Here is a 21,166-nt window from a genome sequence, read left to right on the forward strand (position 1 = left end):
TGGCTCCTTTAGTAAAATATAGCATAAATCCTCCACATTTGATTTACTCAAGCACCACCCCCGGGCACTCTAACGCGCGCTCTTGAGGGGTTTTGTCATTGTGCCAAAAAGGGTAGGTGCGGCATTGTTTGGGACGCACGGGGTAGATTTGGCATCGTTGGCTTGGGATGTCTAAGAACACGCAGGCTTTTTGGCTATCTGCGCGCTCTAGCAAACTGTAGGCATGCCCTACACGCCTAAGATAGCGCCTCCCAAATTGATCGAGGGACATCTGCAAGAATGCCGCGATCTCTTGTATCTCCATGACACTCAAAAACACATAACCCGCGCCCTTGCAACAACGCGCCCCGCAAGAAGCGCAAGCCTTTGGGTCAAATTTAAAACTCTGTAACTCTGTATTCAATGTGAATCCTAAACTCTAAAGCCAAATCGTGCTTTTGTTTGGTGATACTGATGGGAAGTGCCACTTGGGCATAATTGCTGATATTGAGCATGTTTTTTAAAAAGGTATATAGATCGTCTAAAGAGTGGGCATGGGCTTTGATGTAGAAAATTTCGTGGATAATGTCGGCTTGGGAGTGTTTGTCCTCAGTGCCCGCTTGGATTTGCACTTGGGTGAAGTGTTGTTTGAGAAGCTGGTTGAGTGTGTTAATACTATCTTGGTAACTAGGGTGGGCGAGTTTGGACGCGATGGAGTGTTTGTAGGCTTGGTAGTTTGCAAAGGTTTCAAAAAAGGCTTTTTGCTTGTGCGCCATGATCATGAGTTTTTGCACTTCATCGCCATGTTGGGAGCGAAACTTCTCTAAATTGTCCCATACCAAAAAACGCACAGAGAGGATCGCCAAGAGGAAAAACATCAGAGTGAATAGGGAGTTTCTAACCAGCCTCTCAAAGGCTACGCTCTCGGTAAAGTGGCTTTCCTGTTTGCTCTCTTGGGCTTCTTTGCTCATTTGGGGTCCTTGTCGATGAAGGGTATGACAGAAGAATTATTGGACACAAACCTAAATGACCCATTCCCCATGGGGTAGAAGCTAACTTGGCTATTTTCAAAAATGGAATTGAGGCGCTGCTGTAAGGACAATTGGAACACTTCTTTAGAGGGCACGATCCCTTTAATGGTGAGGCTGGAATAATCAATGGTGATGGATTGGATCGTGATGGAATCTGGAATGATCTCCAAAATGCCCTTGATTGAATCCCTGACATTGAGAATGTAAACTTTCTTGTGATCCACTTCTTGGACTCTTTTTTCCAATTGCTTGTGTTTGCTGCGCACCCGTTGGCTCTCATGCCCATAGATATTGCTCTCCACTTGGGCGATCTCACTTCTGTGGTTGGCTACACGGCTTTCTTGGTTTAAAAAATGCGCCATCCACACGCTTAAACCCACCGCCAACACCATGTAAAATACCCACACCTTCGTGTGTGGGCTAACCATGTGTTTGGCGTGGGGTTTACTATAACTATAGCGCATCATCGTTCTGTTCTCTGCGGGCAAATAGACTCAATTGTTCCACGACAGAAATGGGGATACAAGACACTTCCAACATCAACTCATCTTGCAATTTCTCCAACATGCGCGATCCTACCTGGTAGGTGTTGAGGATATAGGCTTGCTCCACAAAGTCTTCTAGGGGATAAACAGGGTGCTTGTAAGCCTGCTTGAGGCTGTCTTGCAGAAGCCTGACAATTTCTCCAAGGGTGGCTTTTTCTTCTTCTAAGAGTTTGATCTCTTGGGCTGAAGAGGAGGGCGTGTTTTCACCCGGGATTTGCTCGTGCATTTGGGCGGTATCGCCCATGTGAGTCAAATTGGCTTCCATAGAACTCAATAGGGATTTTAAAAAGACTTCCTCTTGGGCATAGTCCTCTTGTTCCTCCTTAGTGTCCACACTCAAATGTTCGGGGATTTTTAGATTGTAGCATTGCGCGTAGCAAATCTTTTTGTGGTGCGTGATGAGCACACAGAGCCTAGAATACTCCAACATAGCATACAAGGTAGCGCATTCTTGTAAATTAGGGCGGATGCAGCCATACATGAGTAAGAAGGGCGAAAAAATATAGTCTGCCTTGAAGAGCGCGCTTTCAAAGAAGGCGATCTCCTCTTTGAGGGATTTCTTAGGGATGAAAAAGTAATGCTGATCTATTTCTAAAAACACCAACTCTTTCTTAGGCACAGGGGCATAGTGCTCCAAATGTTCCTTTGGGCACACCCCTTGATCCAAACTCTTAGCCATGCCACACAGATAAGAAAAGGGGTAGATTCGCGTGAAATTCCTAGCGTCCTTCAGGGCTTTAATGGGGATCACCCCATTTTTGAGCGCGTAGACTTTATTCACCACTTCTAAGGTTTTGCCCCGTTTGAGATGTTCCACCCGCCCCACTAAAATCTCATGATCCACATTGAAACAGATAAAGACATCAGAAAAGAACAATTCTTTAATGGTGTCATAGAACATCCCCTTAATCGCGCGCCACATCAGCCACACTCCTGCATGCGTGTCGCCACTAACGCCTTAGCCTGCTCTAAAGCCATGTCCTTAGGGATAAAGAAAGGTTCTTGCATGTAGTAGCGCACTTCTGAAAAGGGTTTGGGGAGCTGGAAGCGATCCCAAGTGTTGAAGGTGAAGGCGTTAGCAAAGATCACACGGCACACCACTACGCCCACCCCACTTTTTTGCGCTAAAGCCACCACACCATCGGCGATGCTATGATAAGGTCCCCTAGGACCATCTGGGTTAACCCCACATCTGCTCCCGCCTTTAGGTGTTTGATCCCCTCCACAAGCACTCTCACCCCCCCTTTTTTGCTAGAACCTCGAATCGCATGGAAGCCAAAGCACTCATAGAGCCTTGCAGCTAAAGAGCCATCAAAATGTTGGCTGGCGATCACATAGAGATTGGGAGTTTTTTTAAGCCGTAGGTAAGCAAAGGGCAACATAGCGATCTCCCCATGCCAAAAACTGGCGATAAAAGAGGTGCGTTGCAGACTCTGCGCTAAAAAAAAGCGGTTTTTACAAGTCTTGAATAACAGCCACAACACCCAATACAATAGCACGGGCAAGGCTTTTAGCACCACTCCATTACGCAAGCGTTTTAACACAAATTAAGCCCCTAAGCGTTGGGCTTGCAAACTCCCCTTGTGGTGCGCCACCACTTGCACGGCCACCAAATCCCCCACACTCACCCCCCGGGCTTCAAAACTCAACAAACGCCCTTGATCGCTTTTGCCCTGCGCGCGCCCTTGTTCTATATGTTCCACTAAGACTTCATAGACCTTGCCTAATTCCCGCTTGGCTTTTTGGGTCAATAGTTCTTGGTGGCATTGTTGCAAAAGGCGCAAGCGATCTTTGGCAATGGGGGTGGGCACCTTGGGTTCTAAATGGGCTGCCGGGGTCAAGGGGCGGGGGGAATAAACAAAACTATAGAGGGTGTCAAATTGCACGCGTTGCACCACATCTAGGGTGTCTTGAAAATCCGCCTCACTCTCTCCGGGGAAACCCACGATAATATCCGTGCCAATCCCCACTTCGGGCACAAGCGTGCGCAATTTTTCTACACGATTTAAATACCACTCCCTGGTATACCCGCGTTTCATCGCCCTTAAAATCGCATTAGAACCGCTTTGCAGAGGGATGTGGATACTCTTACATACTTTGGGGTGGCGCGCAAAGCACTCCAAAAAAGCATCGTCCATATGCAGGGGGTGGGGAGAAGTGAAACGGATTCGCTCCAAACCCTCAATCGCGCACAGAGCGCATAGCAACGCGCTAAAATCCACCTTAGGGTGCGCGCTAGAAAAACGCGCGCCGTAATTATTGACATTTTGCCCTAACAAGATGATCTCTTTAACCCCTCGCTCTACGCAACGCCTAGCCTCCTTCAAGATCAAGTCTAGGGGAATGGAGATCTCTTTGCCGCGTGTGTGGGGCACAATGCAATAGGTGCAATGTTTATCGCATCCAATGGACACATTGATAAAGGCTTTGAGCGCGCTTTGGGTGCTCTCAAAGAGATAATGGCTATCGTCATGATCTAGGGCTACCTCAACAGCCTTGGGCTGGTGGATGATCTGGCTTATCTTGGAAATGTTGCGCGCTCCTAGCACAAAATCCACGCTGGGGGCTTTTTGTAAAATGCTAGCCCCCATGTGGCTAGCGCTACACCCGCATACCCCGATCTTAGCCCCCCCTTTTTTGATCTTAGCAAAATGCCCAATCTCTGAAAACAATTTGCGCTCAGGCTTTTCGCGCACACTGCAGGTATTTAACAAGATCAAATCGGCTTGTTTGGGGTCATCAATTTGGGTGTAGCCCACTTTGGCTAGCTCACCAGCCAAGTGCTGGCTATCCCGCTCATTCATCGCACAACCCATCGTTTCAATATAAAGGGTCTTTTGCAAATACATCTCCTAAATGATATGTAGGGCGTAAATAAAATCTTTGTCGTCCGCGCTGATCTTCACTTCGTTTAAATACGCCTTATAGCCCTGCTTTTCTAAACAAGCAAGCGCGTTTAACATGTCCTTGTGCGTGTTGGTGGGCGCGAAGTAGAAGACATGTTCGTTATGGTGGTGGTATTTGTTTAGCAAGTCCTCTAGGCGCACCTTGAGACTCTTACTGGTGTGTTTTCTGCTCTGTTTGGCTAGGTGTAATTCCATCAAATCCCTTATTCACAATGTTTTCGAGTGTAGCTGAATTTGGCTTAAAACTAGGGAAAAACGCGCCTTCCTTGGATATAGAGAGCGCGGGCTTTTTTAGCCTGTATGAGGCTTAGGGCGATCTCTAGGGGGGTGTGGGCTTTTTGGCATGTGAAAATGGCTAAATCCGCGTCCTTGCCCGCTTCTAAACTCCCATTATTCAAGCCCAAGGCTTGGCTAGCGCGTGCGCTACAGGCTAACAAGAGTTCTAAGGCGTTGTCTTCTAGATTACCCGGTAGGGCAAAGAGGGCATGGCGCAATTCTTCTAAGAGATTCACATCTAAATTAGAACTTTTCCCATCGGTAGCCAACGCGTAAGGCAAATCCAAAGGGCGCAAACGCGTAGGGTCTAGCAGATGCCCGCTTAGAAGGCGGTTAGACCTAGGGCAGGTGATGATGTGGGCTTGGGTGGCGATCTCTTGGGCGTGTTTGAGATGCTCCAAACGGGCAAAGAGGGCATGCACAAGCAATAGGTGTTTGTTGGTAAACAGGTTTAAAAAATCTAGCACTCCCGTGTAAGAAGGCATGGGTTTAGCCACTCCCAAGACTTCTTGAAAAAAGCGCGCAAACCAACCCCCTTGATTCTCTAACCACTCTAATTCAGCCTGCGATTCTAAAAAATGCGCGCAAACAGGGGTGCGCTTATCTATACCCTCCAACACCCGTTGAGCGAGTTGCTTATGCGCCGAATACGGCGCGTGGATGGCAATAGCCGGGATAAAACGCGCGCTTTTGTGCTTGAGGCTTTGGGCATAGCGCGCTTGGAAGTCTTGAAAACTCTGCTCTAGGGGTGCGCTGGCAAGCAACTCATTGAAAAAGACCACTTTTAAAGGCGAATGGGCTAAAATTTCGCGCTCTAAGCCATAGCTACTAATAGCCCCTACACTCCCCACCCCACTTTGCATTTGGACGCGCAGGGCGTGGCGGATATGCCTTTGGGCGTGGCGGAACACCAAATCTCTGTGTTGGATCACGCTAGTTAACCAATTCTCAAAACTCCCATAAGTAAAGGTGTTTTTATGGCTGGAAAACTCAAAATGGATATGGGCGTTGGTGAGCGCTGGCATCAATAGACCATGTTTGTAAAAAGCCACGCGTGCGCGCGCATACACGCTTTTCAAACGCGCCAGCGATCCTACCTCTATAATCTGTCCCTTAGAGATTGCCACGCCCCCATGTTCTATCACCCTAAAAGAGGCATCGCAAGTAGCCACCACACGCGCCCCGATGATCTCTAGCTCTTGCATAAAGACACCACCTCATCGCCTTGCATGATCCACTCTATGCGCGCGTCTAACACTTGGTTATGGTAAATGCTAGCCGGGTTATCCACTTGGCTTTTGGCTGTTAAATCCACTAGCATTAAGCGCGCCTCTTGACCAACCTCGACTCTCCCACAATTGAGCCCTAAAAAGCGTGCCGGATTCGTGGCGATAAGCTCTATTAATCTTGACAAACTAATACAGCCACTTTTAACCAAGTGCGTGTAGGCTAAGGGGAAAAAAGCGTCAATGCTATTCATCCCAAAGGGCGCGTCCTCGAAGATGTGTAAGTGCAGAGGGTGGGTGTAGTGTAAACTGGTCAAGATGTCAATGTCTGTGGCAAGCAAGGCGCGCAAGCGCATTTGGGTGGCTTTAGTTTTTAAAGGGGGGAGAATTTTTGTGCGCGGATCGTAGTGTTGGTAAACGCTTTCATCTAAAACCAAATGGTGTAGGGGGGTTTGCACCCATAGGGGCGCGCCTAGAGTTTTCAAAGCCCTAATGACATTAAAAGCATCGGGTTCCACCACGCTATCTAACAAAATATCCAACCCTGTGTGCAAAGCCATAGCCCCCACTTTACCCACTTCTTTAACTTGGATGAGCGGACTCACACTAGGTAAACCTAGCTCGTAAGCCAAGGAGGTTTGATCCATTATCCCCATGCTAAAACGCCCCTCATAACCCCGCACCCCACAAATGAGTTTGAGATCGAGCATACGCGCGTAATCTAACACGGGCAGAAGTTTTTGCCCTTCTAGGTTGTAGAGATACAAGCATGCGCGAATAGAGTCAGGGAGCGCGGCGCGCAATAGAGCTAAATCTTGCAGGCGTTGGTTGGTGTCTAGGGGGTGCAAACAGACGATGTCTTTGTGCGCGATAGCCTGCCTAGTTGCGCCATAATCTAGGGGGCTAAAAGCGTTGTCGCTAAACTCTTGCACGAACTCTAGGGGCTCCATATGCGCTTCTTTAAGAGAGTAGAGCGGAGCTAGAGGCACACCCATTAAAGAGCCAACCCCCCCCATGCACGCTTGCGCTTTAAGATGTGTGTAGGTGGACGCGCTTAGGCTGTGTAAAAACACCCCTAAATCTATCGCGCTAGGTAATAAAGTCTTATGCCCGCACTCTAAAAACATTTCTTGGGCTTGGGGGTTTAAATGCGTGCCTATCTGCGCAATGATCCCATCTAACACACGCACACAACAAGAAACCCCATTGACACACGCATTTTTCAATAACACGCCACACCCCTAGCCCAACCACGCGCCCAAGGATTCCATCTTGCCACTCATAATCAGCACACCCATAAGTAACAAAATCGCCCCAGTGCCTATCTCCACAGCGCGCATGTAAGGTTTGACGCTTTTAAGCAAATTCAAAGCCTTATCCAATGCCAAAGCCACCACTAACCAAGGAATCCCAAACCCGGCGATAAACACCCCTAAAAGCGTCAAGCCATAAGCCTGTTCGCTCCCGCTCAAGAGCACAATGCTCGTGAAAATGGGACCAATGCAAGGAGTCCAACCCAGCGCAAAGCCCATACCTAGCACAATAGGTAATAAGTGGCGCAAAAGGGCATTTTGCGCCCCCATGTTGAGGTTAAGCACCCTAGCGCGGTAGAGAAAACTCCAGCGCAACACCCCTAAAAAATGCAAACCAAAGAGCAAGACAATCCCCCCGGCCAGCACACGCACCCACACATTCGAAAAGAAATTATGCAAAATACGCGCCATAGACGCGCCTAAGAGCCAAAAAACGATCCCAAAGCCTAGCACAAATAACCCCGCCTTGAGCAAAACCCCAAAACGATGCACCCGCCCGTTTTTGATCTCTTCTAGGGAACTTTGGCTAATGTAGGAGAGATAGGCAGGAATCAAGGGCAACACGCAGGGGCTCAAAAAAGCCAAGAGCCCGGCTAAAAAAGAGGCGAACAAGGGAGTTTGATCAAAAACAGATAAGAGACCATTTTCTAGCATGGACGATCCTAAGGTTTTTTAGCTATAATAGCGTGAATTTACTTTAGGATTATCCCCATTAAAATCCCAACAAAGGTTGTTTTTATCCATGCCAACAGAACATTCCAGCGCGCCAGAAACTTCTGTGAGTTTTAAAGATTTGGGTTTGCATCCCAAGATTTTGAAGTCCATTGCGGATGTGGGCTTTGTGCAACCTAGCCCTATTCAAGAAAAGGCTATCCCGTTAATTTTGCAGGGCAAAGATGTGATCGCCCAAGCCCAAACGGGCACGGGCAAGACTGCCGCCTTTGCTCTGCCCATTATCCACAATCTCAAGAACGACCAAAGTGTAGAAGCCCTCATCATCACGCCCACTAGAGAATTGGCGATGCAAATTAGCGATGAGATTTTCCGCTTGGGCAAGAGCGCGCGCACGCGCACTATTTGCGTCTATGGTGGGCAGAGTATCCGCAAGCAATGCGAGCTTTTAGAGAGAAAGCCCCAAGTGATGATCGCCACACCCGGGCGACTCTTAGACCACCTCAAACACAAGAGGTTAAAAAATTTTGCGCCTAAGGTAGTCGTATTAGATGAAAGCGATGAGATGCTAGACATGGGCTTTTTAGATGATATTGAAGAAATCTTTGACTACCTGCCCGAGGACGCGCAAATTTTACTCTTTTCAGCCACCATGCCCCCCCCCATCAAAGAATTAGCCACCAAAATTTTACAAGACCCCGCCTTTATCCACATCGCGCCCAGCCATGTTACCAATGCCGACATCTCACAACGCTTTTATGTGATCAACGAACACGAGCGCAATGAGGCGATCATGCGCTTGCTAGATAAAGAAAACCACAACAAGAGCATCATCTTTATGCGCATGAAGCGCGAAGTGGACGAGTTGCACCAATTTTTAGTGGAGAGAGGTTATAAGACCACACCTTTGCATGGGGACATGGAACAGCGCGCGCGTCAAGAATCCATCAAGGCTTTTAAATCTAAGCGCGCCGATGTGCTGGTGGCTACCGATGTAGCCAGTCGGGGGTTAGATATTAGCGATGTAAGCCATGTCTTTAACTACCACTTGCCCCTCAACACTGAGAGTTATATCCATCGCATCGGACGCACGGGGCGCGCGGGCAAAAAGGGGATTGCCATCACTCTAGTAACCCCCCTAGAGTATAAAGAACTCTTGCGCATGCAAAAAGAGATCGGTTCTAGCATTGAACTGTATGAAATCCCCAACATGGATGAAGATCGCTTGGTGCGCGCGCTCTCTAAGGTAGAGGTCGATGAAGAGGTGGTGAGCGTGTATGAGCGACTCATGGAACAATTTGAACCCGCTCAACTCACCTTAAAACTCTTGAGCCTACAATTTAAAAGCCAAAAGATCGCCCTAGACCCACATGCCCTAGATCGCCCCCCCTCCAAAAAACCCTACCAACACTCCAGATCCCACTCTAAGACTCATAAACCCCCACGACAAGGGTATAGACAAAGGTAGTTTATGACAACAGCCATTTTAGCCCGCGCGCGCAAGGACAGCCATGCCCATTGATCTCAACGAGCATCTCAAAAACAAACAATCCAATCCCCGCCCTGAGGATTCGAAAAATTCCAACCAGCCTAAGAACCCTCCTCCTTTTAAACCCACTCTACCTCCTAATTTCTTGCAATCTAAGAAATTCACCAGCTTTGTGGTTTTTGTGATCGTGTTGGTGTTGTTGGTTTTAGCCAAGCCCTTCACCATTATCCAATCTGGTGAAATTGGCATCAAGATCACCGCCGGGAAATACGATCCCCTGCCTTTACAGCCCGGGATTCACTTTTTCATCCCCCTAGTGCAAGATATTTTGGTGATCGATACGCGCGTGCGCACCATCAATTTCTCCCGCACGGAAGATATGGGGATTGTGGGCAAGAATCAAGGCATTTTTAGAAACGATGCAATCAATGTGATGGATTCTAGGGGTTTGACGGTTTCTATTGAGCTCACCGTGCAATATCGCCTCAATGCCCAAACCACACCCCAAACCATCGCCACTTATGGCTTGAGTTGGGAGCAAAAGATCATCAACCCGGTGGTGCGCGATGTGGTACGCTCCGTGGTGGGGCGCTACCCTGCAGAGGATCTGCCCATCAAGCGCAATGAAATCGCCACGCTGATCAATACCGACATCAATAAAGAGGTTTCCAAATTGCCCAATGCCCCCGTAGAACTTAGTTCAATCCAGCTTCGAGAGATTGTGTTGCCCCAAAAGATCAAGGAACAGATTGAAAAGGTGCAGATTGCTAGGCAGGAATCTGAAAGGGTGAAGTATGAGGTGGAACGCGCCAAGCAAGAGGCACAGAAGTTAGCAGCCTTAGCTAAGGGGGAAGCCGATGCCAATCGGATCAAAGCCCAGGGGGTGGCTGATGCGATCGTGATTGAAGCCAAGGCTAAATCCGCAGCTAATTTGAGCATCGCCCAAAGCCTGACCGATAAGCTCTTAAGCTTACGCCAAATTGAGGTGCAAGGGCAATTTAATGAAGCGCTTAAAGCCAACCAAAACGCCCAGATTTTACTTACCCCCGGGGGGGCTGTGCCCAATATTTGGCTAGACACCAAGAGTAAACCCAAAGCCCTAGCCACACAAGGGGCGCATAAATAGCCATGAACGCCATTTTGCAACACCTTTTGGAGACATTACAAGCCTTTTGGGCGCAGACCAGCCCCTTAGCTCTATGGGTGTTTGGAGGGCATTATTTTCTCTTTTTATGCTTTTTTTCTATGGGGATTGTCTTTAGGGGGGTGATCTCTGCGCTGTGTTTGGGGCTCTCGTTTGTGGCGCTCTTTGGCGCGCCCTTTGGGGTGCGCTATGTTACCCAAGACCAATTCTTGAAAATCCAAACCAGCATCGAACATGCCGCTGCGCTTGTCTACACGAATGCCTTTGTCGCGCAAGTGAAGATCAAAAATGAAGGGAGATTGGATTTCCAGCAATGTAGCCTGCGCCTGGATGTGTTGAATCCTTTCCACAATAAGTTGCAAGAGATTCTCTCCCATTGGCTCTTTGCCAAAACCTATTTGAAAACCTTTAAAACCCCCCTAGCGCGCCAGCAAGAACGCGTTTTTGAGTGGAGTATCGACCCTTATCCTTACCGCCATAACCCCTTTAAACTCTCTGCGCACTGTTATTGAAGTTCTGCCTAAAAATACGCTACAATCCTCTATCAAACCTAAAGGAAAGTTATGTCTAGGCGTATCACCCTAACGCTGGTAGGCGCGCTCATGCTGGGGGCGTGCGCGATGAGCCCCAAGAAACAAGCTTTTTTGCAAAACATGCCCACTTGGATGATCCAAGATCAAAGCATGCACATCACACAAGGGATCGACAGCTCCCATGTCATCAACGGTCAAGTGGAACGCTCAGAGGGAATCGCTAGGGAGCGCGCTAGATTCCGCGTGGCAATCCACATCGCCAACAGGCTTAAAGATGTCTTCAATGTTACGCAAAATTCTAAGCAAAAGCCCTACGACAACGAAGTCTTTAAAGAAGTGATCCAAGCCATTGCGACTAGTTTGGATAAGGAAGTGCAATTGGGCGAATACATCAACCCCAATAATCACGAGGTGTTTATGCTAGTGCGGGTTAATAGCTATAGCCCAGAGCGTTTAGGCAAGGCGTTATCAGAGATCAGTCTCTTAGACCCAGAAACAATCAAGCAGGTTATGTTAGGTGTCAAAAAAATCTTTGAAGAGGTGGCTTTGGAGAGCGATGCGCAAACCCACCATGATTTCACAAAGGAACGCGGGGGACATTAAGGGGGCTTGATATTTTCTTTAAACTTGGCTACAATGGGGGGAGCACTTGATGCTAAATTTCGCTAAAGGATAGTTATGGCAGTTGGGATTTTTTATGGAACGGATAGCGGGAATTCTGAGACTATCAGCAATAAGCTTTCTGAAAAACTAGGCGGGGCTAAGGTTTTTGATGTGGCTAAAGCCTCTAAGGCGGATTTTGATAGCTTTAGCTCTGTGGTGTTGGTGGCTCCCACAGCAGGAGCTGGGGACTTACAAAGCGATTGGGAGGACTTTTTGGGCACTCTAAGTGAAGCCGATTTTGCCAATAAAACCATCGCGCTAGTGGGGTTGGGCGATCAAGACACCTATTCTGAGACCTTTGCAGAGGGAATTTATCATCTGTATGAAAAAGCTAAGGCGGGTAAAGTTGTAGGTTTCACCTCCACAGATGGCTATACCTTTGAGGCTTCTAAATCTGTAGAGGGGGGTAAGTTCGTGGGGCTAGTCTTAGATGAAGACAACCAAGACGATCTCACCGATGGGCGCATTGAGGCGTGGGTCAATGAAGTCAAGGGTGCTTTGGCGTAGGGGTGTGTAGGTCGATGACTTGGAAAATCAGCACCTTAGCACTGGTAGGAGTCTTTGGGCTAGGTGCGTGCGCACCCCAACACCAAAAACAGGTCTTCTTGCAAAACATGCCTATGTGGATGATCCAAGATAGGAGCATGTTTGTAACCCAAGGGATAGACAGCTCCCATGTCATCAACGGGCAGGTGGAGCGATCCGAAAAGATCGCTAGGGAGCGCGCTAGGTTCCGCGTGGCGATCCACATCGCAGATAAAATCAAGGGGGCTTACACTGTAGCCCAGAACGCAGAACAAAAACCCTTTGATAGCGAGATTTTCAAGATGATCACCCAAGCCATCGCAGCGAGCTTAGGCAAGGAAATCCAGCTAGGCGAATACATCAACCCCAATAACCAAGAGGTGTTTATGTTGGTGCGGGTTAATAGCTACAACCCAGCGCGCCTGCAACAACTATTGACCAATATCGAGGTGCTTGACAACAAGACGATCCAGCAGATCATGCGTGGCGTTAGTAAGGTCTTCGATCAAGCGATCGACTATGACGATGTGCAGGTCCCAAAGAGTATGTGAGCACCCCCCCCTTTTAGGCTTTGAGTTTTTCTAAATACTCCCCGGTTTGGGTATTGACCTTGATCACCTCTCCTTCTAGGGCGTGGAAGGGCACTTGCACCACCGCGCCGGTTTCTAGGGTGGCGGGCTTTTTGCTGCCGCTGGAAGTGTCGCCCTTGAAATTGGGGGGGGTTTGCACGATTTTGAGCGCGACCACTTGGGCGACTTCTACAGAGATCGCCTTTTGGTTGTGGAATAGCACTTGCACCTGCGAGCCCTCTAGCATCCATTTGGGAGCTTCGCCCACCTGATCCTCACTCAAAGCGATCTGTTCATAGGTTTCTGTGTCCATGAATTGGTAGCTTGTGCCATCAAAGTAGAGAAATTGCATGGGTTTTTGCACTAAATTAGGCTCTTCACACTTATCCCCGGCATGAAAAGTCTTCTCAATCACCTTGCCATCTAGGAAAGACTTGATCTTGGCGCGCACAAAAGCTGCCCCCTTGCCCGGCTTGACATGCTGGTATTCCACAATACGGTAAGGCACACCAGCAATCTCAATCTTGAGGTTTTTCTTTAGCTCACTCATCCCAATAGCCATCAAATCCTCCTAGATTTTATCAGCGCTACCCAGTAGGTGCATGCGCTCTACAATGACCTCTTTGACCGCCTCAATGCCCGGGGTAAAAAACTTGCGTAAGTCAAATTCGCTAGGGTGTTCGTTGGCGACTTTGCGCACCTGCGCGATGAAAGCGATGCGCAAATCGGTGTCTATATTGACCTTGTTGATCCCCCCCTTGATGGACTCTTGCAAGAACGCGTAGGGAACGCCCTTGCTTCCCTTTAAATCCCCCCCTGTGGCTAGGAAGGATTGGCTAACTTTCTGGGGGATCGCGCTAGCACCATGCAAGACTAGAGGGATATTGGTGCGCTCTTTGACCTCTACAAGCCTTTCAAAATCTAATTTAGGTTCGCCCTTGAATTTAAAGGCTCCATGGCTTGTGCCTATGGCTGGGGCTAAATAATCCACATGGCTGATTTTGACAAACTCTTCAGCCTCGTCCGGATTGACCAAGACCGCGTCTTTTTCATCTACAGAGATATTGTCTTCAATCCCCATCAAACGCCCTAACTCTGCCTCTACACTTACATTTTTAGAGTGAGCGTAATCGACCACCTGCTTAGTGAGCTCTAGGTTTTCTTTGAAAGGGTGGTGGGAGGCATCAATCATCACAGAGGTAAAGCCCGCATCCACGGCTCTTTTACAGCTCTCAAAAGTCGTCCCATGATCCAAATGCAGGGCTACAGGGATGTGAGGATAACGCTTAACCATTGTTTGCACGAGACTTAAAACCATGTCAATGCCCAGATACTTGATCGCTCCCTCACTGGCTTGCACGATTAAGGGGGATTTTGCACTATCTGCTGCCTCAAAAATGGCGCGTAACATTTCCACATTCACGAAGTTAAACGCGCCCACGCCATAGCCCTCTTGGTGGGCTTTGTTGAGAATCTCACTGCCTTTGACTAACATGGGGTGCTCCTAACAGGGGTTTATTTGATGTCGATCTTGACTTGTTTGCGCAATTTGTCTAACTCGCCCTTGACATACTCTTGGAATTGGTGTTCTTTGATGATCCCAATGATGGTTTGTTTGGCTTGCGCGTAGGTAGGGGTTACAGGTTCGTTCTTTTTCATCAAGTAGATGACATGGTAACCAAACTCTGTTTTAATGGGTTTTTTGGTGTAGGTGCCCGGTCTAAGAGAGAAAACCGCGTTAGAAAATTCGGGTGCCATTTGGTTTTTTTGGAATTTACCTAGATCGCCTCCGTTTTTGGTGTTTTTGGTGTTGGGATCAATGGAGTCGCGGTTGGCAATTTTGATAAACTCGTGCTCCAATTTGTTCTTGGGCACTTTATTGAGCTCAGAGATCACGCGCTTGGCATCGGCTTCCGTCTTAACCAAGATATGCCTAGCCTGTGCCTCTTGTTGCACAAATTTTGACTTGTTGGCTTCGTAATACTTTTTGAGCTGCGCTTCTGGAATTTCCTCTTTGCCAATAACCTCTGCCTTGCGCTTAGCCCAAATCTCTACTAAGAGTTGCTTTTTATAGCTCTCCATGCTGTGCTTAAACTCTGGGGTGTCCTCTAAGTTCTCTTTTTTAGCTTCTCGTTCGATTAAGAGATTGTTAATCGCTTGTTCTAGCAAGCTCATTTGTTGATCTTTTTTGAGCTTGTCAAAGTCAAAATTGGGGTTTCTCTGCTTGATTACATCAAAATCGCTCTCTGTGATGTCCACCACTTCGGGTTGGCTAACCTTTTTGGTCTTTTTATTTGCCTTGCCCGTTTGCGCGCTCGGAAAAGTAACGGTCGCTAGGGTGGTTGCCCCCACCATGCCCACGCCAAGCACACCGGCCAAGACCACACTCAACACGCTTTTTTTAACCATAAAATTCTCCAAAGTATTGTAAAATGAGAGCCTGCTACAGCAAGCGCACATAAGCTTGCATTTTAGCATGCTAAACTTAAATAAATAAGAAAGAGGGAGTCATGAAAGGTCCATTGCGCACCATCCAAGAGAGTTGGAAAGACTTTTTGAGTTGGAAAATGTTGCTTTTAAATTTGGGTCCTGTGCTTGTCGGGCTGTTGTTTTGGGGGATTTTGCTCTTTTACTTTGGGGATAATCTGGTGCGCATTATAGAGGGATTTTTACCCACTAGCTGGTATCGTTACGCGCACAGCGGGGGGTTTATGCCCGCGTTTTTCTTGTTGCTGTTTAAAACCTTTGTTTACATCTTACTGGGCTTGTTTGTGCTGATCTTAAGCTTGGTTGGCAATGTGCTAGTGGCGATCTTTTACACCCCCATCGTGGTTTCTTTCGTGCGCAAGAAAGACTACCCAGACCTCTGCCTAGAGGGCTTTGGAGATTTTAACTTTTGCTTACAACACTTCCTCAAACAGCTGGCTTATTTGTGTATGTTTTTGTTGGTGTGTATCCCGCTTTACTTCATCCCCTTTGTTGGAGTCTTCTTCTCTTTAATCCCCCATTACTTCTTTTTTAAGAACACCCTCTGTTTTGACATCGCCACTTCTCTTTTTAATCAAGAACGCTACACACAAGTGCTAAGGGATCACAAAATCCCCCTCCACAAGGTGGCGATTTTAGCCTATCTCTTCTCTTTAATCCCCGTCTTTAACTTCTTTGCTACCTTATTGCAGACCCTTATCTTAACGCGCTATTTCTTAGAGATCAAGGCGCAAGAAAAGCAGGTGGCTAACCCACCAGCTTAGCCAAGCCCCAGCCCAACGCCACGCACCCTAACCCTAAGAGATTTGTGCCTAGCACATAGGCTAGGGCTTCGCTGACAGCCTGCTTTTGCAAGAGTTTTAGGGTATCTAGCCCAAAAGAAGAAAAGGTGGTAAAGCCTCCCAACACCCCCGTGATGAAAAATACCCCCACGCGATCTCCTAACACCCCCCTTGTGGCTAAATGCCCCGCAAAGCCGATCACAAAGCACCCGATCAAATTCACACTGAAAGTGCCTAGGGGGAAACTCTCCCACATTAAAAAGCGTGTTGGGGCGACTTTACCCACCAAATAGCGCAAAGAACTCCCCAAAGCCCCCCCCAAAGCCGCCCAAACCACCATGCCCATGCCACTCTCCTTTTTAGACTAATCTAACACAGCTAGCCAATTCTTTGGCTAACGCCACGCTGGCTTGCAAGCTGGGTTCAGGGCTAATGAGAGCGCGCACATGGGATTCAAAAGCCCGGTAGGTGCTCTCTCCTAGGGCGATGGCGCGGTAACTTGTATCCCAGCCAAAATTAAACACGAAGGCTTTGTAAGCGCTCGGGGCACTAAAAATGAGAATGGAGTGGGGTGGGGGCTTGAGATGGGCGGATAGTTTTAGGGGTTTATTGGTGTAGGCGATGAGTTCTTGCACGCTGACATGGGCTTGTAACCACGCCCCTAAATTGAACGCGCTGTGCTGGGCGCGCACATACAACGCGCTTTTGGTTTGCAAGCACGCCTGTAAGTGGGGCAACACTTCTTGAGCGAATAACGCGCCTTGGGCTCTTTGCCCGACAAAGGCAACTTGGAAGCCTAAATCTTGAGCCCAACGCGCGCTTTGGGGAGCTAGCACAAAGCTAGGCAAGCTCTTCAACACCGCCAAAACATGCGTGTTTTGCAGACTATGTTCTAGGGCTAGGGGGGCATTTTTAGAGGTGAATAGCAACGCGCCGATGCCACTCACATCTAGCACCCCTTGGGGTGTGCTTATATTCACACCTTGCGCACCAAGGGGCAGATACTCTAGGGTGTTGCAAACAAGGCTTTGGACCTGCAAATCGTCCTCATACGGTCTAAGCCCTACCACCACGATACTAGGTTGCAATTAGGCGCGCACCATCTCTAAACCATGCGCTTCAAAATCCTCCACACATGCCTTTAGAAAATAGACATTTTCTAGCCCTGCTTCGTGCAATAGGCTAGCATAATGGGCGGCACTGCGCCCTATGTAGCATTGCAAGAGAATTTTGCTCATGGGGCGTTCTAGGGCAAATTGCCTAATAGCCTCTAGGTCATTGAGGTGGATCGCGTCTTTCAAATGCGCCTCTTGGTAAGCCTGTGCATCTCGAATGTCTATAATACACCAATCCTTAGGGTTGAAATCCTGTAAATCCACGCGGTGGTGGGCGTATTCATGCATCACTATCCTTTATTTTTTCCCAAATTCTAGCACATTTATGTTTGGAATGTAAAAACCCCTACGCACAGACAACTAGAAGTGCTAAAATGCCTTATCTCATTTCAAAGGCTCAATCTCATGCAGGCTAACTACACCGCCTTTTACCAAGAAGCCCAGCAGTTTTTAGGCGATCGAATTTACAAGGATTATTTACGCCGCGTGGTCTATGGCATCGATGCTTCATGTTATCGCTATATCCCAAAGCTTGTGATCAAGGCACAGAGTGAGTCGGAGATCATGCGTATTTATGCCCTAGCGCGTCAATACCATACCCCGCTTACTTTTCGCGCGGCAGGTAGTTCACTCTCTGGACAAGCATGTTCTGAGGGAGTCTTGGTGATGGCTAGTTTGGGTTGGCAAGACATCCAAATCAACCCTGAGGATTCAAGTGTGCGCTTGGGTTGTGGTGTGATCGGCGCACAAGCTAACAATGCCCTAAAACCCTACCTGAGAAAAATAGGACCAGACCCAGCGACCATCGCTACAGCAATGCTGGGGGGGATTTTAGCCAATAATGCCAGTGGGATGTGTTGTGGAGTGGCGCAAAATAGTTATCAAACCCTCAAATCTATCCGCCTGATCTTAGCCGATGGCGCGCTTTTGGACACTAGCGATCCTAGAAGTGTAGCCAACTTCAAGCAAAGCCATGCCCCCCTTTTGCAAACTCTTTTAGATTTGCGCCAAGAAATCCTAGAGGACACAGAATTACACGCCCTCATTGCCAAGAAATATAAGATCAAAAACACCACCGGTTATAGTCTAAACGCCCTCATTGATTTTGAAGACCCCATTGAGATTTTAAGCCATCTCTTCATTGGCTCAGAGGGCACGCTAGGTTTTATCTCTAGCTGTGAGCTCCATTGTGTCCCCGATTTGCCTTTTAAAACTTGCTTTTTACTCTTTTATGAAACTCTTAACGCCGCTTTAGAGGCGGTGCGCATTTTAGCCCAAAATGCGGATAAAATCAGTGCCGCCGAATTGATGGACTATGCCTGTTTAGCCAGTGTGCAGGGCGTGGAGGGGATGCCCAGCGTATTAGCTCAAGTCAAACCCGGGTATGCTTGCATTTTAGCCCAGCTAGAGAGCGCAGACCCCAACACCTTAGAGAAAAATAGCGCCTTTGTGCTAGAAAAATTACAAGCTGTGGGCACAATCCTCCCCCTTGCGCAAAGCTCCAAGCCTCAAGAATACAACACTTGGTGGAAGATCCGCAAAGGGCTTTTCCCCATCGTAGCGGGGCGCAGGCGCATGGGGGCAAGCGTGATCACAGAAGATCTATGTTTTGACATGGCGCATTTGCAAGAGGGGATCGCCCACTTACAAGAGTTGCTAGAAAAGCATGGTTTTAAAGAGCACAGCGTGATCTTTGGGCATGCCCTAAGTGGGAATTTGCACTTTTTGATCACTCCCCTACTAGAAAACCCCCAAGAGAGGGCACAATTTAGCGCGCTGATGGAGAATTTAGCCCACATGGTCGCCTCTTTGCAAGGTTCGATCAAAGCCGAGCATGGCACCGGGCGCATGGTTGCCCCCTTTGTCAAGCTAGAGTGGGGGACAAAGGCTTATAGCATTTGCCAGCGCATTAAAGCTCTCTTTGATCCGCAAGGCTTGCTTAATCCCGATGTCATTATTTCAGACGATCCCCACATCCACACCAAAAACTTAAAAGAGAGTGTGCCTATCACCCCTGAGCTAGAACCTTGTATGGAGTGTGGCTTTTGTGAGCGCATTTGTCCGAGTCGTTATCTCTCTTTAACGCCCCGCCAACGCATCGTGCTACAAAGAGAGATCGCCCATTTGACAAAGCGCGCTCAAGAAAGACATGTAAGCGATCAAGCCTTGCTAGAGGAGTTATTAGAGGGGTATGCCTATTTGAGCGATGAAACCTGTGCGGCATGTCATATGTGCTCCACTCTTTGCCCTTTGGGCATTGATAGCGCAACCATCGCGCTTAAAAGCCGTGCTCAAGAAAAAGCCCCCCTGCTTGCCAAAGAGATTTTAAAACATTTGGACAACACCATTAGCGCGCTTAAAGTAGGTTTAAGCGTGGCACAAATAGGGCAAGTGGTTTTAGGTCCTAAGAGATTGCAAGAACTCTCCAAGCAAGCCCATGCCAAACTGGGCACACCAGCCATCTCTGCCTACATGCCCCGCTCCAATGCCTATAAATTGCACAGCAAACCCTCAGCTAAAAATGTCCTCTATTTCTCTACTTGCATCAATCGCGCCTTTGCGCCCTCAAAACGCATGCCTGATTCGCGTAGCTTGCAAGAAGTCTTTGAATCTCTATGCAAAAAAGCGGGCTTTGGGGTGATTTATCCGCACGAATTGCCTAAATTTTGTTGTGGCAAGGCTTTTATCAATTATAAGGACTTGAGCGCACAAAACACGCGCAATAATACCGAGCTTTTAAAACGCCTCTCAGACAATGGACAGATCCCCATTGTGCTCGATCACAGCGCGTGTAGCGCGCATTTGGTAGAGAGCTTGCATGATACAGGCTTGCCCATTTATGACATGCCTATTTTTATCTATGAAATCTTGCTAAAATCCCTCACAATCAAGCCTTTAGATGAAAGTGTGGCGTTGTATGCTATGTGCGCCTCTAAAAGATTGGGGTTTAGCCAATCTATGCGCGATCTAGCCCAAGCATGCGTGCAGGGGGAGGTGTTAGAGCACAGCGATACGGGTTGTTGTGGCTTTGCAGGCAATAAGGGCTTTTTAACTCCCGAGTTAAACCAACACGCCCTCTTAGATTTAGCGCGCTTTTACAAGGATAAACATTTAAAACGCGGGTTTTGTAGCTCTAGCACATGTGAGGTGGGCTTGAGCCAGCAGACTAAAATCCCCTTCCAACACATCGCCTATTTAGTGGATATTTGCGCGCAATGAATGCCTTAAGACATCTAGCAATTATTATGGATGGCAATGGCAGGTGGGCGAAATTACAGGGCAAACCCCGCACACATGGACACCAACAAGGCATTAACGCCCTGCGCAATATCACCATTTGGTGCGCCCAAAACCACATCGCCTATCTAACCCTCTATGCTTTTTCTACAGAAAATTGGAGTCGCCCTAAAACAGAGGTTGATTTTTTAATGCGCATGCTCAAAAAATACTTGATTCAAGAGCGATCCACCTATTTAGAGAACGAGATTCGTTTTAAAGCCATTGGCAATTTAGAACGCTTTAACCCCTCTTTGCGCCAAACCATCTTAGCCCTCGAGAAGGATACCGCCCACCACAGTGCCCTAACCCAAGTATTAGCCCTCAATTACGGTGCGCGCGATGAGATCGCTAGGGCTTGCGCGCGCATTTTACACCACAAAAAAGAGGGGACAGATATGCAAGAGCTCATTGGGGCGCATTTGGACACAGCAGGCATGCCCGATGTAGATTTGTTGGTGCGCACGGGTGGGGAGATGCGCCTGTCTAATTTCTTGCTTTGGCAATCTAGCTATGCTGAACTCTTCTTTAGTCCGGTGCTGTGGCCGGATTTTACTCCCGCACATTTGCAAGAGATCATCGCGTTGTTTGAGCGAAGAGAGCGTAAATTTGGGCGGTTAATTTGATTGTGTTAG

Annotated in this window: 24 protein-coding genes and 1 pseudogene; 9 read left to right on the plus strand and 16 right to left on the minus strand. The window is 48.1% G+C overall.

The genetic code is table 11. From position 1 onward, the window contains the following. Positions 1-43: 43 nt before the first annotated feature. The 10 genes and pseudogenes from EAO37_RS03210 to EAO37_RS03255 all read right to left on the minus strand — a co-directional run bounded on the left by EAO37_RS03210 (position 44) and on the right by EAO37_RS03255 (position 7,930). Positions 44-403 carry a YkgJ family cysteine cluster protein gene (locus EAO37_RS03210; RefSeq protein WP_120943734.1) on the minus strand — a complete coding sequence of 120 codons (360 nt, stop codon included), beginning with the start codon at positions 401-403 and terminating at the stop codon, positions 44-46. After that, positions 378-950, minus strand: coding sequence for a hypothetical protein (locus EAO37_RS03215; protein ID WP_120943737.1), 573 nt, complete (start codon positions 948-950; stop codon positions 378-380). The genes EAO37_RS03210 and EAO37_RS03215 overlap by 26 nt, the downstream gene beginning before the upstream one ends. Continuing rightward, entirely contained in the window at positions 947-1,474 is a 528-nt protein-coding gene (locus tag EAO37_RS03220; protein WP_120944111.1) for a hypothetical protein, read from the minus strand. The genes EAO37_RS03215 and EAO37_RS03220 overlap by 4 nt, the downstream gene beginning before the upstream one ends. Continuing rightward, complete coding sequence (locus EAO37_RS03225) at positions 1,464-2,477, minus strand: hypothetical protein (protein WP_120943740.1); 1,014 nt, start codon at positions 2,475-2,477, stop codon at positions 1,464-1,466. The genes EAO37_RS03220 and EAO37_RS03225 overlap by 11 nt, the downstream gene beginning before the upstream one ends. Further along, positions 2,477-3,099, minus strand: a pseudogene (locus EAO37_RS03230) (lysophospholipid acyltransferase family protein). The gene EAO37_RS03225 and the pseudogene EAO37_RS03230 overlap by 1 nt, the downstream one beginning before the upstream one ends. Before the next feature lie 3 nt (positions 3,100-3,102). Next, positions 3,103-4,404, minus strand: coding sequence for a tRNA (N6-isopentenyl adenosine(37)-C2)-methylthiotransferase MiaB (gene miaB / locus EAO37_RS03235; protein WP_120951525.1), 1,302 nt, complete (start codon positions 4,402-4,404; stop codon positions 3,103-3,105). Between the two features lie 3 nt (positions 4,405-4,407). Continuing rightward, positions 4,408-4,656 (minus strand): HP0268 family nuclease, encoded by a 249-nt coding sequence (locus tag EAO37_RS03240; protein WP_120943749.1) that lies wholly within the window; start codon positions 4,654-4,656, stop codon positions 4,408-4,410. Between the two features lie 50 nt (positions 4,657-4,706). Beyond that, positions 4,707-5,942, minus strand: coding sequence for an aminofutalosine deaminase family hydrolase (locus EAO37_RS03245; RefSeq protein WP_120951527.1), 1,236 nt, complete (start codon positions 5,940-5,942; stop codon positions 4,707-4,709). Further along, on the minus strand, positions 5,930-7,195 hold the full coding sequence (locus EAO37_RS03250; protein WP_120951529.1) for an amidohydrolase family protein: 1,266 nt from the start codon (positions 7,193-7,195) through the stop codon (positions 5,930-5,932). Before EAO37_RS03250 ends, EAO37_RS03245 begins: the two co-directional genes overlap by 13 nt. A gap of 9 nt (positions 7,196-7,204) precedes the next feature. Beyond that, a complete protein-coding gene (locus EAO37_RS03255) occupies positions 7,205-7,930 on the minus strand; it encodes a cytochrome c biogenesis protein CcdA (RefSeq protein ID WP_120951531.1) in 726 nt (241 codons plus the stop codon). An 88-nt stretch (positions 7,931-8,018) separates the two neighbouring features. Here EAO37_RS03255 and EAO37_RS03260 point away from each other — a divergent pair, with 88 nt between their 5' ends. The 6 genes from EAO37_RS03260 to EAO37_RS03285 all read left to right on the plus strand — a co-directional run bounded on the left by EAO37_RS03260 (position 8,019) and on the right by EAO37_RS03285 (position 12,853). After that, positions 8,019-9,416 carry a DEAD/DEAH box helicase gene (locus EAO37_RS03260; RefSeq protein ID WP_120943761.1) on the plus strand — a complete coding sequence of 466 codons (1,398 nt, stop codon included), beginning with the start codon at positions 8,019-8,021 and terminating at the stop codon, positions 9,414-9,416. Between the two features lie 43 nt (positions 9,417-9,459). Beyond that, positions 9,460-10,563, plus strand: coding sequence for an SPFH domain-containing protein (locus tag EAO37_RS03265; protein ID WP_120943764.1), 1,104 nt, complete (start codon positions 9,460-9,462; stop codon positions 10,561-10,563). 2 nt (positions 10,564-10,565) lie between these two features. Next, positions 10,566-11,093 carry a DUF2393 family protein gene (locus tag EAO37_RS03270; RefSeq protein ID WP_120943767.1) on the plus strand — a complete coding sequence of 176 codons (528 nt, stop codon included), beginning with the start codon at positions 10,566-10,568 and terminating at the stop codon, positions 11,091-11,093. 51 nt (positions 11,094-11,144) lie between these two features. Next, entirely contained in the window at positions 11,145-11,717 is a 573-nt protein-coding gene (locus EAO37_RS03275; protein ID WP_120943769.1) for a hypothetical protein, read from the plus strand. Between the two features lie 75 nt (positions 11,718-11,792). Continuing rightward, positions 11,793-12,284: a flavodoxin gene (locus tag EAO37_RS03280; protein ID WP_120943772.1), complete on the plus strand. Its 492-nt coding sequence runs from the start codon at positions 11,793-11,795 to the stop codon at positions 12,282-12,284. A gap of 14 nt (positions 12,285-12,298) precedes the next feature. Then, positions 12,299-12,853, plus strand: coding sequence for a hypothetical protein (locus EAO37_RS03285; RefSeq protein ID WP_120943775.1), 555 nt, complete (start codon positions 12,299-12,301; stop codon positions 12,851-12,853). Positions 12,854-12,866: 13 nt separating this feature from the next. On the opposite strand, the gene efp is transcribed toward EAO37_RS03285, so the two are convergent. From efp to EAO37_RS03300, 3 genes are read right to left on the minus strand one after another with little or no spacing between them, the layout of a single operon-like run. Continuing rightward, entirely contained in the window at positions 12,867-13,433 is a 567-nt protein-coding gene (gene efp, locus EAO37_RS03290) for an elongation factor P (protein WP_120943778.1), read from the minus strand. Positions 13,434-13,442: 9 nt separating this feature from the next. Further along, a complete protein-coding gene (locus tag EAO37_RS03295) occupies positions 13,443-14,366 on the minus strand; it encodes a class II fructose-bisphosphate aldolase (RefSeq protein ID WP_120943781.1) in 924 nt (307 codons plus the stop codon). 20 nt (positions 14,367-14,386) lie between these two features. Beyond that, positions 14,387-15,280 (minus strand): peptidyl-prolyl cis-trans isomerase, encoded by an 894-nt coding sequence (locus EAO37_RS03300; RefSeq protein ID WP_120943784.1) that lies wholly within the window; start codon positions 15,278-15,280, stop codon positions 14,387-14,389. A 101-nt stretch (positions 15,281-15,381) separates the two neighbouring features. Here EAO37_RS03300 and EAO37_RS03305 point away from each other — a divergent pair, with 101 nt between their 5' ends. After that, the gene (locus tag EAO37_RS03305) at positions 15,382-16,122 is read left to right on the plus strand and encodes an EI24 domain-containing protein (protein ID WP_120943787.1); all 741 of its coding nucleotides are present in this window, start codon (positions 15,382-15,384) and stop codon (positions 16,120-16,122) included. On the opposite strand, the gene crcB is transcribed toward EAO37_RS03305, so the two are convergent. From crcB to EAO37_RS03320, 3 genes are read right to left on the minus strand one after another with little or no spacing between them, the layout of a single operon-like run. Further along, the gene (crcB, locus tag EAO37_RS03310; RefSeq protein ID WP_120943790.1) at positions 16,106-16,486 is read right to left on the minus strand and encodes a fluoride efflux transporter CrcB; all 381 of its coding nucleotides are present in this window, start codon (positions 16,484-16,486) and stop codon (positions 16,106-16,108) included. The genes EAO37_RS03305 and crcB overlap by 17 nt on opposite strands. A gap of 13 nt (positions 16,487-16,499) precedes the next feature. Then, positions 16,500-17,228, minus strand: coding sequence for a uroporphyrinogen-III synthase (locus tag EAO37_RS03315; protein ID WP_120943792.1), 729 nt, complete (start codon positions 17,226-17,228; stop codon positions 16,500-16,502). Then, positions 17,229-17,543: a rhodanese-like domain-containing protein gene (locus EAO37_RS03320; RefSeq protein ID WP_162982146.1), complete on the minus strand. Its 315-nt coding sequence runs from the start codon at positions 17,541-17,543 to the stop codon at positions 17,229-17,231. It abuts the gene before it with no gap. Between the two features lie 117 nt (positions 17,544-17,660). On the opposite strand from EAO37_RS03320, the gene EAO37_RS03325 reads away from it, so the two are divergent. Further along, positions 17,661-20,474: an FAD-binding and (Fe-S)-binding domain-containing protein gene (locus EAO37_RS03325; protein ID WP_120951533.1), complete on the plus strand. Its 2,814-nt coding sequence runs from the start codon at positions 17,661-17,663 to the stop codon at positions 20,472-20,474. Then, positions 20,471-21,157, plus strand: a complete 687-nt coding sequence (locus tag EAO37_RS03330) for a di-trans,poly-cis-decaprenylcistransferase (protein ID WP_120951536.1) — start codon at positions 20,471-20,473, stop codon at positions 21,155-21,157. Before EAO37_RS03325 ends, EAO37_RS03330 begins: the two co-directional genes overlap by 4 nt. Positions 21,158-21,166 lie beyond the last annotated feature (9 nt).

The organism is Helicobacter sp. L8 (assembly GCF_003660355.1).
GTDB classification, from domain to species: Bacteria; Campylobacterota; Campylobacteria; order Campylobacterales; family Helicobacteraceae; genus Helicobacter; species Helicobacter labacensis.

Coding starts and splice junctions, on each gene's coding strand:
- EAO37_RS03215 (WP_120943737.1), bottom strand. CDS start 950: ATGAGCAAAGAAGCCCAAGAGAGCAAACAGGAAAGCCACTTTACCGAG.
- EAO37_RS03220 (WP_120944111.1), bottom strand. CDS start 1,474: ATGCGCTATAGTTATAGTAAACCCCACGCCAAACACATGGTTAGCCCA.
- EAO37_RS03225 (WP_120943740.1), bottom strand. CDS start 2,477: ATGTGGCGCGCGATTAAGGGGATGTTCTATGACACCATTAAAGAATTG.
- miaB (WP_120951525.1), bottom strand. CDS start 4,404: ATGTATTTGCAAAAGACCCTTTATATTGAAACGATGGGTTGTGCGATG.
- EAO37_RS03240 (WP_120943749.1), bottom strand. CDS start 4,656: ATGGAATTACACCTAGCCAAACAGAGCAGAAAACACACCAGTAAGAGT.
- EAO37_RS03245 (WP_120951527.1), bottom strand. CDS start 5,942: ATGCAAGAGCTAGAGATCATCGGGGCGCGTGTGGTGGCTACTTGCGAT.
- EAO37_RS03255 (WP_120951531.1), bottom strand. CDS start 7,930: ATGCTAGAAAATGGTCTCTTATCTGTTTTTGATCAAACTCCCTTGTTC.
- EAO37_RS03260 (WP_120943761.1), top strand. CDS start 8,019: ATGCCAACAGAACATTCCAGCGCGCCAGAAACTTCTGTGAGTTTTAAA.
- EAO37_RS03265 (WP_120943764.1), top strand. CDS start 9,460: ATGCCCATTGATCTCAACGAGCATCTCAAAAACAAACAATCCAATCCC.
- EAO37_RS03270 (WP_120943767.1), top strand. CDS start 10,566: ATGAACGCCATTTTGCAACACCTTTTGGAGACATTACAAGCCTTTTGG.
- EAO37_RS03275 (WP_120943769.1), top strand. CDS start 11,145: ATGTCTAGGCGTATCACCCTAACGCTGGTAGGCGCGCTCATGCTGGGG.
- EAO37_RS03280 (WP_120943772.1), top strand. CDS start 11,793: ATGGCAGTTGGGATTTTTTATGGAACGGATAGCGGGAATTCTGAGACT.
- EAO37_RS03285 (WP_120943775.1), top strand. CDS start 12,299: ATGACTTGGAAAATCAGCACCTTAGCACTGGTAGGAGTCTTTGGGCTA.
- efp (WP_120943778.1), bottom strand. CDS start 13,433: ATGGCTATTGGGATGAGTGAGCTAAAGAAAAACCTCAAGATTGAGATT.
- EAO37_RS03295 (WP_120943781.1), bottom strand. CDS start 14,366: ATGTTAGTCAAAGGCAGTGAGATTCTCAACAAAGCCCACCAAGAGGGC.
- EAO37_RS03300 (WP_120943784.1), bottom strand. CDS start 15,280: ATGGTTAAAAAAAGCGTGTTGAGTGTGGTCTTGGCCGGTGTGCTTGGC.
- EAO37_RS03305 (WP_120943787.1), top strand. CDS start 15,382: ATGAAAGGTCCATTGCGCACCATCCAAGAGAGTTGGAAAGACTTTTTG.
- crcB (WP_120943790.1), bottom strand. CDS start 16,486: ATGGGCATGGTGGTTTGGGCGGCTTTGGGGGGGGCTTTGGGGAGTTCT.
- EAO37_RS03320 (WP_162982146.1), bottom strand. CDS start 17,543: ATGCATGAATACGCCCACCACCGCGTGGATTTACAGGATTTCAACCCT.
- EAO37_RS03325 (WP_120951533.1), top strand. CDS start 17,661: ATGCAGGCTAACTACACCGCCTTTTACCAAGAAGCCCAGCAGTTTTTA.
- EAO37_RS03330 (WP_120951536.1), top strand. CDS start 20,471: ATGAATGCCTTAAGACATCTAGCAATTATTATGGATGGCAATGGCAGG.